The sequence below is a fragment of the Mesorhizobium sp. B2-3-14 genome, assembly GCF_006442175.1.
Lineage (GTDB): Bacteria > Pseudomonadota > Alphaproteobacteria > Rhizobiales > Rhizobiaceae > Mesorhizobium > Mesorhizobium australicum.
The window spans coordinates 1-14,530 of record NZ_VFVP01000011.1; the positions used below are offsets into that span (position 1 = coordinate 1).

Consider the following 14,530-nt stretch of genomic DNA (forward strand, 5'->3'; position numbering starts at 1 on the left):
CAAAAAATACGCGATGGCGAATTCTATATTGCCGGCCTGCGGGACCCGCTTGCCGTCGACCCGCAAGCCCTGCTGTCGGGAACGCAGCTCGATACCGCCCGGGTCCATTCGCAGTGGCAATCCTATCAGAGCCTTGAACCGGAGTTCGTGTTGAAGCGGCTGACGGCGTCGCTAACTCCGCCGGCGTCAATACGGCTTGCCATCGTCGATGGGCGCATCGTTGCCCAGGGTGAGGCTCCTGACACCTGGATAGATCGGGCGCGCGCCGCCGCCCGACAGCTTTCGGCAGGCGGCCCGGTATTCGATGTCTCAAGGGTCCGCGATGTAAGCCCCGAAGCACGCGCGGCAGAGCACTGGCAGGCCTATGTGTCGCGACTGGAGACCCAGCCGGGCATCATCGTTGCCGAACAAAAAATACGCGATGGCGAATTCTATATTGCCGGCCTGCGGGACCCGCTTGCCGTCGACCCGCAAGCCCTGCTGTCTGGAACGCAGCTCGATCCCGGCAAGGTCCATTCGCAATGGCAATCCTATCAGAGCCTTGAACCGGAGTTCGTGTTGAAGCGGCTGACGGTGTCGCTGTATCCGCTGAAATCGGTTCGGCTTTCGATCGTCGACAATCGCATCGTTGCCGAGGGTGAGGCTCCCGACACTTGGATAGATCGGGCGCGCGCCGCGGCCCGACAGCTTTCGGTAGGCGGACCGGAATTCGACATCTCCAGGGTTCGTGATGTGAGCCCCGAAGCACGCGAGGCCGAGCACTGGCAGTATTATGTGTCGCGACTTGAGGCCCAACCGGGGATCATCGTCGCTCAGCAAACGGTTAGGGGCGGCCAGTTCTACATTTCTGGCCTGAGAGACCCGCTTGCCGCCGACCCGCAAGCTCTGCTGTCTGGAACGCAGGTTGATCCTGCCCGCGTTCATTCACAGTGGCAATTCTTTCAGAGCCTTGATCCAAAGTTCGTGGTGAAGCGGCTGACGGCGTCGCTGTCCCCGCCGAAATCGGTTCAGCTTTCGATCATCCAAGGTCGCATCCTAGTCGTGGGGGAGGCGACTGCTGCGTGGATCAACCGGGCGCAGGCCGCCGCTGAACAGCTTTCGGCCGACGGAGTGGTTCTGGATGTCTCGCAGCTGCGCGAGCTGAACCTTGCAGAACTTAATTATTTGAGAGAGGCCATCCAGACGACCGACATTTTCTTCTCTTCCGGCAAAGTTGTGCCGGGACCAGAGCAGCTGCCGGTTCTCGACAGGCTGGCGGATCAGATAAAGGAATTCGCCCAAAATGCCCGCAAGTCAGGCGTAGCTGCGCGCTTCATGCTGACCGGGCATTCGGACGCCACTGGCCGTGAGACGGCCAACGCGTCGATCAGTGCAGCCCGCGCCGAGACCGTTCGTGCGCTTCTCAACAAACGCGGCGTCGCTCCGGAACTGCTGCTGGTTCGGGGCGCGGGCACTTTTGAGCCGCTGGTGCCTGAAAACAGTCAAGCCGGGAGCTCCACCAATCGCCGGGTTTCGATTACGGTAAACCTGGACTAGGGGAGCCCAAGATGGTGCAAAAAAAGATCTGCATGCTGGGCGGGTTCGCCGTCGGAAAGACGAGCCTGGTTCGCAGGTTTGTGCAAAGCATTTTTTCAGAAACCTACCTGACCACGGTGGGAGTGAAAATCGACAAGAAGAATGTCGCACTCCCGGATAAAACCGTCGATCTGATTTTGTGGGACTTGGCCGGCGAAGACGACATCGGCTCATTCCGCGTCAGCTATGTTCGAGGTGCAACCGGGCTTGTGCTAGTCGTCGATGGAACCCGCGCTGCGACACTTGCCGTGGCGCTCACGCTGCGCGAACGGGCCGAGGCCGAATTCGGCGCAATGCCGTTCGTAGTGCTGATCAACAAATCCGACCTGGCCGATCGGTGGGCAATATCGGATGGTGATATCAACGAACTCAGGCAGCGTGGATGGCAAATCTATCTCACGAGTGCACTCTCGGGTGAGAATGTCGATGATGCGTTTCGTCAACTTGCCTTGATGGTAACCAAGTAGACCATGCACGGATTGCCCAAAGAAGTTAGCAGTTGGATTTTCAATTTCTTCTACAATGGGAACTCCGTCGCGTATCTGAAAATCGACCCAAAGCTTTGCGTGGCTGCGAAGGGCGGTAATGTTGAGCATTACGGGCTCTCCTCGCTTCGCATTGGCGAGCGTGTTGCCGAGCAGCTTGAATTCATGGAAGGTTTGCTGCCTTGCCCGGAGCTTCCGTTTCACATTGCCATGGTCGAACTGCCCAGCGGGCGTGTCGCTGACCTTCATTTTTTTGCTGACAATGGCTGCGTGTGGCTGCTCTTTCTTGACGCCACTGCCGAACGCGACAATAGGCAGCGGCTTCAACAAAAGGCTTATGAAATGACCCTCCTGCAAGAGAGGGAGCGTCAACTCAACAAGGAATTACAATCGACGAACGAGGCGTTGAGGAAGAGCCAGGAAGGATTGGCGCGTGAATACCATCGCGCCGAAACCCTGCTCCTCAACATTCTTCCGGCGTCGATCGCGGAGCGGCTAAAGGCGCACAAAAAAATTGCTGACAACCATGCAGAAGTGAGTGTGCTTTTTGCCGACATAGTCGGTTTCACAGAACGAGCGCGGAGCGTCGGAGCCGTAACGACACTCGCAATTTTGAATTACTTCTTCAAGGCGGCGGATCGGCTCTCGGAACGATACGGCTGCGAAAAGATCAAGACAATCGGCGATTGTGTGATGGTGGTCGCTGGCCTGCCCACCGCGCGTGCCGATCATGCGAAGGCACTCGCGCGCTATGCACTTGAGCTGCGTAAGGCGGTCAAGCGCGAACGCTTCGCAGGAGAACCGCTGAGACTCAGAATTGGAATTCACTCAGGGCCAATCGTCGCCGGCGTCATAGGCAAGAGGCGGTTCGCCTATGATTTGTGGGGCGAGACGGTCAATCTTGCCTCGCGTATTCAAACCTCGGCGGAGCCCGATGAAATCCGCATTTCGGATGCAACTCGCCAAATGCTTGGACCAAATTTTGCTTGCGACCCACTCGAGGAAACGGAATTGCGTGGTACCGGTCGTGTGCGAATGTGGCGGCTCCCGGCCTGATTGCCGCGCAGCAGTGCCGATCGTGAGCCCATTCATCTCAAGCCCCAAGCTGTAACGCGAAGTTTTGACCGATAGTGGCCTTCTTGTCCGCATTGCAGATGGCAGCAATGCAGTCTCCCGAAAAACTTATTGGGCGACTTGGGACACGGCTGACATCAGCTCTTGCGGGTTGGGCGCCCCAAACATGTATCGCCCACCTTCTGGCACCTCCGTGAAGCTCCAGCGGACAATCCCTTGCCGGTCCAGTAGGAACTGGCCTATCAGTTGTCCGTGTCCCGTCGCCATCATCTGCTCGTCGGCTTCGGTCACTTCATAATTATCGCTCTTGTTGAGGATTTCGGTGGCCGCAAAAGGATCCATTGGACCGGGCAACTCGCTTGGCATGTCGACCAGCATATCCTTCGCCGCTGCGATCGAAACCTTGTACGGCCAGTTGGTCTCGTTTTGGGTGAATTCGAGATTGGGCAGCCCAAAAGCACGATGCGAAGCGCGTTCAGGATCCGAGGCCGCAAGCAGAGTCGGCATCGGGTGGTAGCGGAAATAAAGACGCGCCCGTTCGATCGGTGTGTTGACCACGGTCAGGCTCTCCACGCCCTTTTCGCGCAGCTCCGGGTCAAGCCGCGCCTGAGCGGCGATATGGCGCCGGCAAAACGCACAATGCAGACCTCGAAACAGACCAACCAGCACCGGTTTTTGTCCGCGAAAGTCGTCAAGCGCGATCTTGCCATCCTGGGTAATGGCGTCGAGGACCAAGTTCGGCGCACGGTCGCCCAGTTGAAGCGGTACCAAGTCACTACGCGCGGACATTTCCAACCTCCAACCCCGGCTAATCGAGAAAGGGCAGCACCACAAGCGCTTCCGGGTCGAGCCCGTGCTGGGCGCATATACCCTGCGCCAAGGAAAAGTAGCGTTCTGCCTCGGCAAGATTGTCGAGGTCGAGATTAAGCGTTGCCAGACCATCATAGCACGGAAACAGCAGTTGGGGTTCGCCCGTTTCGCGCGCTACCTCCAGTGCCTCGTGGAATAAGCCAAGGGCCAGTTCCGGACGGCCGTTGCACTGGTGGATTTGCCCAAGCACAAGCAACGGCACCGGCAGGTGCTCTCGCTGGTCGAGTGCGCGGTCGATCTCGATAGCTTTCTCGGCAGCAGGCACGCCCTCTGTTGGACAGCGATCCGTGAAAGTACAACAAGCGACCGCCAGATTGGCGAGAAGGCGCGCCTGGAAGCCCAAATCCCCAATATGGCGCGCGACTTCAAGACCGCGCCGACAGACCTCCATCGCCTGTGCGGGATCGATGGTCGTGTAAAGCACGCCTAGATTGGTGTAGCCGCGACAGGCCGCGCCCAGCAGACCGGCGGCTTCGGCCAATTCAATGCTATGCTCGACCTGACGCACGGCTTCACGGTTTCGTCCAAGGCGAGCCAGTGCGACAGCCTTGGTATTGAGTGCCTCGGCGGTCACAAGAGTGGCATCACGCCCCACCTCGGAGACATGCTCCGTGGTGCGAGTGCGTACGCAATCCAACGCCGCGTCTGCCCATTTTGCCGCGAGGGCGTGATCTCCGCTACGGAACGCCTGTCGGCCACGTTCTTGCCAGAGATGCGCCTGCTCGACCGGAGCATCCGCTCCTTCGAGGAGCGCTGCCGCTTCAGCGTAGCGGAATTCTGCTTTGTCCCGCTTGCCGACGTCCCAGAGCAGCCGACCGATTTTACGCAAAACGCGCGCAGAGGCTACGCGATCAGCCGACTCACGGTATGCCTGCAAGGCCGCCTCGTAGTGGTGGTGCGCGATCTCGCGGCGGCCCGCCGAGCCGCTCAAATCGGCAATGCGCTCGGCAATTTTCAGTTTGAGCGGTGTTTGCCCGGTCGCCTCCAACGCAGTCAGTGCTCGCTCGTAGAAACGAAGGGCGTCGTCGTTGGCGTAAATCATGCGGGCGCGATCGCCGGCCGCCTGCAGGTAATGCGCGCCCTTCTCCCGCTCGGCGCTTTGTGCGAACTGGTGACCGAGCACGGTCAAGTCCTCGAGCCGTTCCGGATTATCGCCGCACAGTTGCTCCAAGGCAGCACCTATCCGCCCGTGGATTTCGGTCCGGCGTTGCCGGAGCAGATTCTGGTAGATCACGTCCTGCAACAAGCTTTGCGTAAAGCGGTAGCTTTGCGACGAGATGGAGCCTAATCCGGCAACTTCCTCGATGATTTCCGCATCGCAAAGCAGTTCGCAGCCTGCTTCTAGCCGGGCGGGGTCGGCTGTCACGGTCTTCAGAAGGGTGGCATCGAAGCGCGCGCCGATTACCGCGGCTTCCTGGGCCAACCGGCGCACCTCTTGTGGCAGCCGGTCGACGCGAGCAAGCAACATTGCCTGGATAGTGGCGGGAATGTCGGTTGCGACTTCGCCTGCTACGGTCCGCCATCGTTGCCCCTCGCGCACCAGTACACCGCGATCAACAAGGCCGCGAACAATCTCCTCTACAAAAAGAGGGTTGCCACCCGCTCGGTCGAGGATCTGATCGACGAGCCCTGCTGCGGAGCTTACCCAGCTCTCGCCGAAAAGCGCCACCAGCAGGCTGCGCCCTTCATCGCCGTTGAGCGGCGAAAGCCTGAGCGCCGTGTGACTGACCCGACCTGAGTCGAGCTGGCCGCTCTCCGGTGCCGAGCGATGCGTGACCAGCACCATTAACCGCGTGCGTTCCAACCTGTCCATCACGAAACGTAGTGCCTCGAGCGAAACGGCGTCGGCCCAGTGCAGATCTTCGACGACAATCAACAGCGGCGACAACGCAAGCCGCCGTTCGATGATGGTGCGGACCGCGTAGAAGATTTGCCGCCGTAGCTGCTCGGGTTCGACATGCTGCAAGGTGGCATCCGGGTCGCCAAGCCCAACCACATGGTAGAGCAAAGGCATCAGCCGCTTCGCCTCCTCGCCCTGCAGGCCGAGATCGGCAAGCAAGCCTGAGAGCTTCCCCCGCATATCGTTCCCATCGTTGTTTTGCATCATCCCGGCAGCACTGCGCACCACTGCCCCCAGGGCGCCAAATGATTGTTCGCCCAGTGGTGAGCACGTGGTCTGTCGCACGGCGACGTTGCGAAAACGGTCCTCGTCGCCGACACGGGCGACGAACTCCTTCACCAGCCGCGATTTCCCGATACCGGCTTCTCCGACGAGGCGGACAAGTTGGGCCGTGCCGCCGCACGCCTGGTCAAGGCTCGCCAGCGTTCTGTTGAGCTCCGCACCGCGACCTATCATCGGCGCGCTGAGGCCGAGCGCCTCGAGCCCACGCGCTGCACGCGGCTCCGCAAGCGGTGCATCCAATCGATGGACGAGCACACTGCCGGCCTTGCCGCGAAGCACGACATCACCCATCGACTCGTAAGAGAAGGCATGCCGGGTCAGCCTGTGAGTGAGTTCGCCTACCAGCACTTCTCCCGGTGCGGCCAGCGATTGCAGGCGTTGTGCTGTATTCACCGTGTCGCCGGTCACCGAATAGGATTTGGCGATGCCGATGCCTAATCGTCCAGTAACGACGGGGCCAGTGTTTATACCAATATGAAGTAATAGAGGCGAGCCGGAATGGGGGGTGCTTTCGCCGAGCCGCGCCGTCCGGGCGATCATGTCGAGAGCGGCGCGAAGCGCGCGTTCCGGATCGTCCTCATGCGCGACCGGCGCACCGAACAAAGCGAGCAGTGCATCGCCGATGAATTTGTCGACGAACCCACCAAAATTTTGCACCGCCGCCGTCAATTCCTTGAACAGCTCGTTCTGCAGCGTTTGCATGACCTCAGGGTCGAGCTGCTCGCTGAGTGTCGTGAAGCCGCAAAGGTCGGCAAAGAGGACGGTTACCGTGCGGCGATCGGCGTCAGAGATGGGCTGCAGCCCTTCGTCGCTATCAGTGTTCGCAAGCAGCGACGGAGTTCGAGAGGGCGGCACAATGGTTCGGCTTGGTGTCGGAGCAAGCCGTTCGACGGCTTTTGCCGGCGCACCGACGCTTGCCCCACATTTCGGACAGAACCCGAAATCAGATGCGCAGGGATAACCGCAACTGGCGCATGGCACGGGCTGGCGCTTGCCACACCTCGGACAGAAAGCGTAACCGCCCTCAACCTCGAAACCGCAGCCTGCGCAGTCCATCGAGCCAGACCTCACTAGGGGCCGCGACGGCGTGTTCTCCCTACGCATTTCCCGGCCGGTGTATTCACAAGCATGAACCCATAGCGGTGGATGGGCAAGTGGCAGCGCAAATGGGCATCGGGCGATCGGGTGGGCCTGTGACAGCGCGCGCAGCCAATTCGGTTCTGCGTGGCTGTCGGTTGCAAAAGTTCCCTCTTGGTTCGGTCTTCCTGCTATCGTGAAGATAAGGAGACGGACCCTTGAGCGAGAATCGTAAGCTAGCCGCAATTCTAGCTGCGGATGTGGTCGGATATAGCCGGCTCGCGAGCGCGGACGAAGATCGTACATTGGCGAGGTTGCGGGCACTGCGCAGCGACCTGATCGATCCGATCATCGCAGTGCACCACGGCCGGGTGATCAAGCGCACTGGCGATGGGGCCCTGGTTGAGTTCCGCAGTGTGGTGGATGCCGTGCGCTGCGCCATAGAGGTTCAGAATGGTATGGTTGAGCGCAATGCCGGCGTGCCGCAAGACCGCCGTATTGAGTTCAGGATCGGCATCCATCTGGGAGATGTGGTCGAAGAAAGCGACGGCGACCTGATGGGCGACGGCGTCAACATCGCTTCGCGTTTGGAGGGACTGGCGGCGGCCGGCGCCATCTGCCTGTCCGAGGATGCCTATCGCCAGGTCAAGGCCAGGCTCGACCTCTCCGTCAGCGATCTCGGCAGCACACAGCTCAAGAACATCGCCGAGCCGATCCGGGTCTATTCGCTACAAGTTGGCAGCGCTGGGACCGCGATCCCGGAAAGCGCAACTAGCCGGCCGGCTACGGCAGTGCCGCCGAAGCTGTCGATCGCCGTGCTGCCGTTCGCCAACATGAGCGGTGACGCCGAACAGGACTACTTCGCCGACGGCATCTCCGAGGATATCATCACTGCCCTGTCCAAACTGTCGCAGCTCTTCGTCATCGCACGCAATTCGTCGTTCACCTTCAAGGGCCAGAACGTCCATGTGCAGGAGGTGGGCACGAAACTCGGCGTGCGGTATGTTCTTGAGGGTAGCGTACGCAAGTCAGGGAACCGGGTGCGCATCACCGCGCAGCTCATCGACGCAACTTCGGGCGGCCATCTTTGGGCGGAGCGGTTCGATCGCGACCTGACCGACATATTCGCCGTGCAGGACGACGTGACGCAACAGATCGTCGGCGCGCTGTCGCTTAATCTGACCGCGGGCGATCGGCAGCGGCTGGCGCCCGAGTACCCGCGCAATACGGAGGCGTATGACTATTTCCTGCGGGGCAGGGAGCTGTGGCACCGGCTGACGAGGGAGACGAACGTCGCGGCTCGCGACCTCTTGCAACGTGCCATCGAACTGGACCCGAAATTTGCCTCTGCCCACGCATTCCTGGCCCTTACCCACGGCATCGATTACCTGAACCGCTGGGGTGCGTCGCCGCCCGAATCGATGGCGCAAGCGGACGAGGCCGCAACGCGAGCGGTAATGCTGGATGGCAGCGATCCCTGGGCGCACTGGGCGCTTGCTATTGTCAAGCTGTACACACGGCGACACGATGGGGCCGTCGACGAGGCCGAGCGCGCGCTCGTCCTCAATCCGAACTTCGCCGAAGCGCACGTTGCCCTCGGCGAGGCGTTGTACTATTCGGGCAGATCCGAAGACGCCCTCGAGAGTTTTGCCCGGGGGAAATTCTTGAATCCATATTTCCCGGATGTGCTTCTCCACTTTCAAGCTTTGGCCTTGTTTCAACTTGGAAGGTACGAAGAGGCCGCTGACCTCTTGCTGCAACGGCTGGCTCGCAACGCTGTCACCGACGTATCGCGGGCGCTTCTGGCCGCCAGCTACGGCCAGCTGGGCCGTTTCGCCGAGGCCCAAGCGGCATGGCGGGACGTGCTTCGCGTCAATCCCGACTATTCGCTGGAATACCGTCGCAAAATCCTGCCCTACAAGAACCCTGCCGATTTCGAACTCATGGTGGAGGGGCTCCGCAAGGCCGGTATTGAGCAATAACAAGTGAGGCCAGGCGTCCGGATCAGACGCTGTAGGCTTGGCCGATCTTGCGCCATCGCGCGTTTTCGCGGACGAGCTTCAGGTTGTCGGTGGCCTCGGCAAATGTCCGCGAACGGTATTGCCGGAGCAGGTCCGCGAAGAGCGCCCCTTCCGGTAGGCCGGCAAGCTGCTCGCGGACCGAAATCTTTTCATCGATGACCCGGGTGCCCCAAGCATTTTCCCTTACCTGCAGCTCCGCAGCCAGATCACGCTCTTCCGGTGCGGTTTCGTCCAACGCAGCTAGGAGGATCGAGTGGAAAAGCGCTACATAGCCAATCTGTCTCAGGCCGCCGACAACCCGCACCCGCGGCAAGATGGCGAGAACCAGGAACGTCAGGAACAAGTTCGGCAGCAGCACGCCGTCAAGCAGCGCCTGCTTGAGATGCGGCCGCTCGAAGGGGATGGACAGACCATGCGGCTTATCAAGCTCGATCAGGGTCCCGTCCTCAAGAACGAGCTTGCGCACGCGCTCCTCGCGGATGCCCCAGAAATAGTCCGTGGCATTGGGGAGGAACCTGCCGAATGGGCCCGATGCGGCCTCTTGCAAGGCATGTTCGAGACGCCGGCGTCTTGCGGGTTCGATGAGCAGCCTGGAAAGAAGACCGCCGTCATATTGTAGATGCCGCGCCATGGCAGCCGCGGCGAGGCGATCATCGATGAAAACCGGCAGGGCCATGCCGGAGCGATCCCAGTTGGCGACCAGATCCTCGTTCAGCGCTGTCATGGCATCGGCGGCGGTTCCAAAGACCTTATCCTGGCGGGCAAGCAGCGTACCTAGCCAGCGGCTGGCATCCGTCTCATCGCCCACCGCTTCGAGCGCGCGCTTGTTGAGGGAGACGGGACCGGCTGCGCAGGCGCTTTTGCGGCACAGCTTGTGGCGCCCCATGCCAAACAGGTTGACCTTGTCGTCACCGACATCGAGCCACCCGGGCCCCTCCCGGCCAATTGTCTCCATGGTCATCGTCGTTCCCATGAAGCCGACGAAGGCTGACAGCCCGTTTTCGACCGCGCCGAGCCAGGCAAACAGGAGGGCATCGAAGGTGGTCCGGTCCATCAGAAGCAGGCAGTGCAGACCGGACTGAATCACCGGTCTGTACTCAAACTCATCGAGGGCCTTGCCGATCTGCTGAGGCTGCATAATTACACCGAGGCGCTGATGCAAGACTTCGCGCAGGATCGAGCGGGCAGCGATCGCCGGGCTTGATACTGGCCTTGCCACCGGCCGCCACAGATGGCGGGCGTAGTCGGAAACGGGAGCATTCCAGTTCTGCTCGATGTCACGCACGACTTCCGGGCAGAGCAGCGACAGTACAGCCAGAATTTCCGCCGGAGGCGCAGGGGTTGGATCAAAGCCGTCGGTCATCGGTCCCGTCTAGCCGCTTGCGGGGCAAACGCCAAGTGAGAGCGGATCCGGGTAGTGGGTCAGTTTGAAATCAACCGCCAGATCGTCCAATAGTAGACTGCTACATGCGTCGCTTCGACCATTGCCAGTGTAGCTGCAAAGACTCCGACCAAAGTGACGGAAGGATGCCGGTCGAGCCATGACGGTGGCTGGTCGCAGTCGCCTTTGATAGCAGCGAAAATCGGTTTCCAAGTAGCGATGGCGCGAGCCCCGTCCATATAGCGGCCCACACCAAAACGAATTCAACGGGAAAGCCCCGAATGGCGAAATAGATCGGGCCGACGATAGACAGTCATGGAACCACAATGTTCATGCGGGGCGCGTCTTGTACGGGCCGCGAACCATTGGCTTCTCGGCTTCCTTCGCCTCGATAAGCGCAACTATGTCGCTAATCTCCCAAAGCTGGTCAGTCACGCGAGCGGCCATCGCAGGCGTCACGCGCAAAGTGGCATGGATGCGCACAAAATTGTAATACATAAAATGCAGCCCGACCGCGTTGGCGTGAGCCTCAACCGTTTTGGAAAAGCCATTGGTTAGGCCCGTAAAGCGGCGCATGTGCATCCGCACGGTGAGGTTCTGGCGTTCGGCAAATGACGTGCTGACATACTTGAATTTCAAACTGACCCACTACCCGGATCCGGCACGAATTGTCTACGTCAACGCCATAAACTAGGCTGTCGGGGACGATGCAATGAGCCTCAGATTGCGTGTTGTCGCGGTCCCGGCACTCCGAGGATACCTGCTGTCGACCGCGCTCGTGTCGCCAGCAGCGTTGATAAAAGCGGATCTTAGAACCGCAGCCGGGCCATACTCAGGAGGTCGCGGTACTGGCCGTCGGTAAAACCGGCCTTCACATGCCGGCCTTCGACCTCGAAGCCGTGGCTGGTGTAGAGGTGGATGGCCGGTTCGTTGTCGACATAGACGCTCAATTCGACCCGCTTCAGGGCGCGCCAGTTGTCGGCCACGTCAAGCAGCGCGCCAAGGATGGCAGAGCCGATACCTTTGCCGACAAAGCCGTCGTCTAGGCCGATATTGATTTCGCCGATATGTGAACGGCGCGGCGAGCTTTGCACGACCAGGCTGCCATGGCCGACGACCTTGCCGTCCAATTCGGCGACAATCCAGGTGTCTTCCTGGCCGGACTTGGCGATGCGCCGCTCAACCTGGTCCACCGTCTCGAAGGGCATCCTGAACGTGCCCCAGCGGAAGCCCGGCATGTTGAAGATCGCGCAAAGCGCCTCCGCATCGCTTCGCCGGACGGCCCGGAGCTGCGGCTGGATCTTCTCGGATGGCGAGGTCGTGCTGGTCATGGCTTCCTGGCGAAATGTATCGGCCCCTCACGATGCACCGGACGTCACCTGAAAATCCAGCCGTCTCTGCCGCCTATGCTGTCGAATGCAAACCAAAATACCGAAAGCCAGTGTAGAGTTTTAAGGCGCCGCTGATGCCGATCCAGCCGAAAAGGGCGAGCCAGCTCAATGTAGCGGCCGCCGTCCAGTCGATCCGGTGCACCGCGCCGTCGGTGATGACGAGGCCAAGGATGGAAAGCAGGCCGACCAGAAATTGCGCCAGGCCTAGCACCAGCAATTCTTCGCGCGGCGCGCTTTTCCAAATAAGGTAGGTGCCGCCAGCGCCGGCGAGCAAGATGGCGCTGTAGACCTGGGCGTGGAAGGGATCGACCGTCCATGGCCAGGTGCTGCTGACCATAGCGGGAAACAGCAACATGCCCAAGCCATAGAGGCAAAGGACCGCCGTTTCCGCCAACATGTAGCTGCGCCATGCCGGGCTTGGGGTCACGCCACTTGCTGGCTGACGGGCCCTGGCCCGCCACAGGAACAGCCCCGATACGGCGACCGAACCAAGATAGACCAGAAACCAGAGCCAGGCCGCTTTTCGCTCGAAGTCGAAATAGCCGAGATTGATCAACGAAACCACCGACACTATGAGGGTGAAGATGAACGCCATGACCAGCACGAGCCTGCCCGGCGACCAGCGATTCCAGAATAAGAGCGCCGCCATCACTGCCATTTCGGCGGTGTAGAAGCCGCCGAGAAAGCGGGCACTGAACGGCGTGACGGGCCAGGGCCAGCGCGGCTTGACCAGCGCAGGCGCGAAAAACAGGCCGGCGCCGACGATGAGGACAATAATGACCCCAGCCGAGAAAAGCCGTAGCGCCGCGGGAAGTGGCGGGTTGTTGGATGTCGGCACGGGAGAAAGCCCCAAAGATGAATGCCCCATGCACCCATCATAGTGCCGCTTGCGGCCGGTGAAAATCCGCCGCATGCAAATTGAGCTGTCATCAGATCTATCCATTCGAATGGCCGTTCGATCCCTTTCGACGTAAGATGCGGTGCGCGGACCGAAGCCCAGTCCGGCCAATACGCCTCGGGGCGCAATTTTCCGGAGCCTGCACCATGACCGAAGCTCAGGATCTGTTCTCACTTCTGCGGCAATCGACCGATGTCGAACCGCAGGCAATCGATGCGATCCGGCGAACCATCGCCGAGGGCAAGGACCGCGAGCTTTGCCGCATCAATGGGCTGGCCTTCGCCAGCAAGAATGGCCTCGACGAGGAACGCACCATCAGCGCCTTTCTCCATGCGGCGCGGGTGGGCATCTTCGACATTTCCTGGAATGTTCTATGCCCGGGCTGCGGCGGCGTGCTCGACACCAACGCCACGCTGAAAACCATGCAAAAGGACGAATACACCTGCGCGCTTTGCTCCGAGGGCTATTCGCCAACCCTCGACGAGATGGTCGAGGTGACATTCACCGTCAGTCCACGCATACGCAAGATTGCCGCCCACACTCCACACGAACTGCCGTTGGTGGAATATTTCCGCCAGATCTACTTGGCGTCCGGCGCCGACCTGCCGGAAGAAGATTTGGCGGAGAAGATGGAAGCGTTCTCGCTGGAGGATATCGAGCTTGCGCCCGGTGAAAAGGCGGTTCTGCCCATACAGCTTCCGCCTGAATTCGTCATCGTGTTCGAGCCGGTCACGCATTCAGCGCAGTTCATCGACGCTAAGGGCGAACCAACAAAAGAGCGCCGAAGCCTCTCCTTGGTTTTCGACCGCGACCATGTCCAGAACCAGACGTTGGAGATGCAACCAGGCCCTTTGCGCATTTCCCTGGAAAACAGGACCGAAACCCGCGTGCTGCCGACGGTCTTCATCGCCGGCCACGCATTGCACGATTTCCTGGGCAAGCGCCGGCCCTTCCTGACCGCCAAGCGCTTGCTCACCAACCAGACGTTTCGCGATCTCTATCGCACGGACACGCTCGATATCAACCAGCGGCTGAAGATCACCAGCCTGACCTTCCTGTTCACCGACCTGCGCGGATCGACCGAGCTTTACGAGCGGGTCGGCGATCTGTCAGCCTTCGATCTGGTGCGCGAGCATTTCCAGGTGCTGCACGAGATCGTCGCGGCGGAGGCGGGCGCGGTGGTGAAGACGATCGGTGATGCGGTGATGGCGACCTTCGCGACGCCTGATCGTGCGGTGGCCGCGGCCCTCAGGATGCGCGATGCCATGCGTGGGCTCAATGGAAAAAGCGGGCGCGAGGACCTGCTGCTCAAGATCGGAGTCCATGCCGGCCCTTGCATCGCCGTGTCCATGAACGAGCGGCAGGACTATTTTGGCCAGACAGTCAATATTGCTTCACGGGTCCAGAACCTGGCCAACGCACAGGCGATCTTCGCCACCCGCGCGGTGGTTGACGACAATCTCACCGCCGATCTGTTGCACAGGAACGCGCTGACGCCCGTGCCTCACGAAGTCTCGCTGCGCGGCATTGAGCGGGAGATCGCGGTGTATACAATCCCCTGAGGAATTGCAGGATG

The 14,530-nt window shown here is 60.5% G+C and carries 10 protein-coding genes and 1 pseudogene; 5 read left to right on the top strand and 6 right to left on the bottom strand.

Annotated features, from left to right (window positions below):
• The 3 genes from FJ950_RS23710 to FJ950_RS23720 all read left to right on the top strand — a co-directional run.
• On the top strand, positions 1-1,536 hold a 1,536-nt coding region (locus tag FJ950_RS23710; RefSeq protein ID WP_140619021.1), incomplete at its 5' end, for an OmpA family protein.
• A gap of 11 nt (positions 1,537-1,547) precedes the next feature.
• Positions 1,548-2,042 (top strand): Rab family GTPase, encoded by a 495-nt coding sequence (locus tag FJ950_RS23715; RefSeq protein ID WP_140619023.1) that lies wholly within the window; start codon positions 1,548-1,550, stop codon positions 2,040-2,042.
• Between the two features lie 3 nt (positions 2,043-2,045).
• Positions 2,046-3,116: an adenylate/guanylate cyclase domain-containing protein gene (locus FJ950_RS23720; protein ID WP_140619025.1), complete on the top strand. Its 1,071-nt coding sequence runs from the start codon at positions 2,046-2,048 to the stop codon at positions 3,114-3,116.
• A 126-nt stretch (positions 3,117-3,242) separates the two neighbouring features.
• On the opposite strand, the gene FJ950_RS23725 is transcribed toward FJ950_RS23720, so the two are convergent.
• Together FJ950_RS23725 and FJ950_RS23730 are read right to left on the bottom strand one after the other, a co-directional pair.
• The gene (locus FJ950_RS23725) at positions 3,243-3,923 is read right to left on the bottom strand and encodes a redoxin domain-containing protein (protein ID WP_140619026.1); all 681 of its coding nucleotides are present in this window, start codon (positions 3,921-3,923) and stop codon (positions 3,243-3,245) included.
• Between the two features lie 19 nt (positions 3,924-3,942).
• Positions 3,943-7,242 carry an adenylate/guanylate cyclase domain-containing protein gene (locus FJ950_RS23730; protein ID WP_181166422.1) on the bottom strand — a complete coding sequence of 1,100 codons (3,300 nt, stop codon included), beginning with the start codon at positions 7,240-7,242 and terminating at the stop codon, positions 3,943-3,945.
• 239 nt (positions 7,243-7,481) lie between these two features.
• Here FJ950_RS23730 and FJ950_RS23735 point away from each other — a divergent pair, with 239 nt between their 5' ends.
• The gene (locus tag FJ950_RS23735; RefSeq protein ID WP_140619028.1) at positions 7,482-9,245 is read left to right on the top strand and encodes an adenylate/guanylate cyclase domain-containing protein; all 1,764 of its coding nucleotides are present in this window, start codon (positions 7,482-7,484) and stop codon (positions 9,243-9,245) included.
• 22 nt (positions 9,246-9,267) lie between these two features.
• Here FJ950_RS23735 and FJ950_RS23740 read toward each other — a convergent pair whose 3' ends face one another.
• The 4 genes and pseudogenes from FJ950_RS23740 to FJ950_RS23755 all read right to left on the bottom strand — a co-directional run bounded on the left by FJ950_RS23740 (position 9,268) and on the right by FJ950_RS23755 (position 12,999).
• Positions 9,268-10,647 (bottom strand): hypothetical protein, encoded by a 1,380-nt coding sequence (locus tag FJ950_RS23740; protein WP_140619030.1) that lies wholly within the window; start codon positions 10,645-10,647, stop codon positions 9,268-9,270.
• Between the two features lie 348 nt (positions 10,648-10,995).
• A pseudogene (locus FJ950_RS23745) lies at positions 10,996-11,289 on the bottom strand (IS1 family transposase); the annotation flags it as partial.
• A gap of 185 nt (positions 11,290-11,474) precedes the next feature.
• The gene (locus FJ950_RS23750; protein ID WP_140619032.1) at positions 11,475-11,996 is read right to left on the bottom strand and encodes a GNAT family N-acetyltransferase; all 522 of its coding nucleotides are present in this window, start codon (positions 11,994-11,996) and stop codon (positions 11,475-11,477) included.
• Between the two features lie 73 nt (positions 11,997-12,069).
• Entirely contained in the window at positions 12,070-12,999 is a 930-nt protein-coding gene (locus tag FJ950_RS23755; protein WP_246677748.1) for a hypothetical protein, read from the bottom strand.
• Between the two features lie 101 nt (positions 13,000-13,100).
• Between FJ950_RS23755 and FJ950_RS23760 the strand changes: the two genes are divergently transcribed.
• Entirely contained in the window at positions 13,101-14,516 is a 1,416-nt protein-coding gene (locus tag FJ950_RS23760; protein WP_140619034.1) for an adenylate/guanylate cyclase domain-containing protein, read from the top strand.
• The last annotated feature ends 14 nt before the right edge of the window (positions 14,517-14,530 follow it).

Excerpts from the sequence above, each read along its gene's own strand:
- FJ950_RS23715 (WP_140619023.1), top strand. The coding sequence starts at position 1,548 with ATGGTGCAAAAAAAGATCTGCATGCTGGGCGGGTTCGCCGTCGGAAAG.
- FJ950_RS23720 (WP_140619025.1), top strand. The coding sequence starts at position 2,046 with ATGCACGGATTGCCCAAAGAAGTTAGCAGTTGGATTTTCAATTTCTTC.
- FJ950_RS23725 (WP_140619026.1), bottom strand. The coding sequence starts at position 3,923 with ATGTCCGCGCGTAGTGACTTGGTACCGCTTCAACTGGGCGACCGTGCG.
- FJ950_RS23730 (WP_181166422.1), bottom strand. The coding sequence starts at position 7,242 with ATGGACTGCGCAGGCTGCGGTTTCGAGGTTGAGGGCGGTTACGCTTTC.
- FJ950_RS23740 (WP_140619030.1), bottom strand. The coding sequence starts at position 10,647 with ATGACCGACGGCTTTGATCCAACCCCTGCGCCTCCGGCGGAAATTCTG.
- FJ950_RS23750 (WP_140619032.1), bottom strand. The coding sequence starts at position 11,996 with ATGACCAGCACGACCTCGCCATCCGAGAAGATCCAGCCGCAGCTCCGG.
- FJ950_RS23755 (WP_246677748.1), bottom strand. The coding sequence starts at position 12,999 with ATGGATAGATCTGATGACAGCTCAATTTGCATGCGGCGGATTTTCACC.
- FJ950_RS23760 (WP_140619034.1), top strand. The coding sequence starts at position 13,101 with ATGACCGAAGCTCAGGATCTGTTCTCACTTCTGCGGCAATCGACCGAT.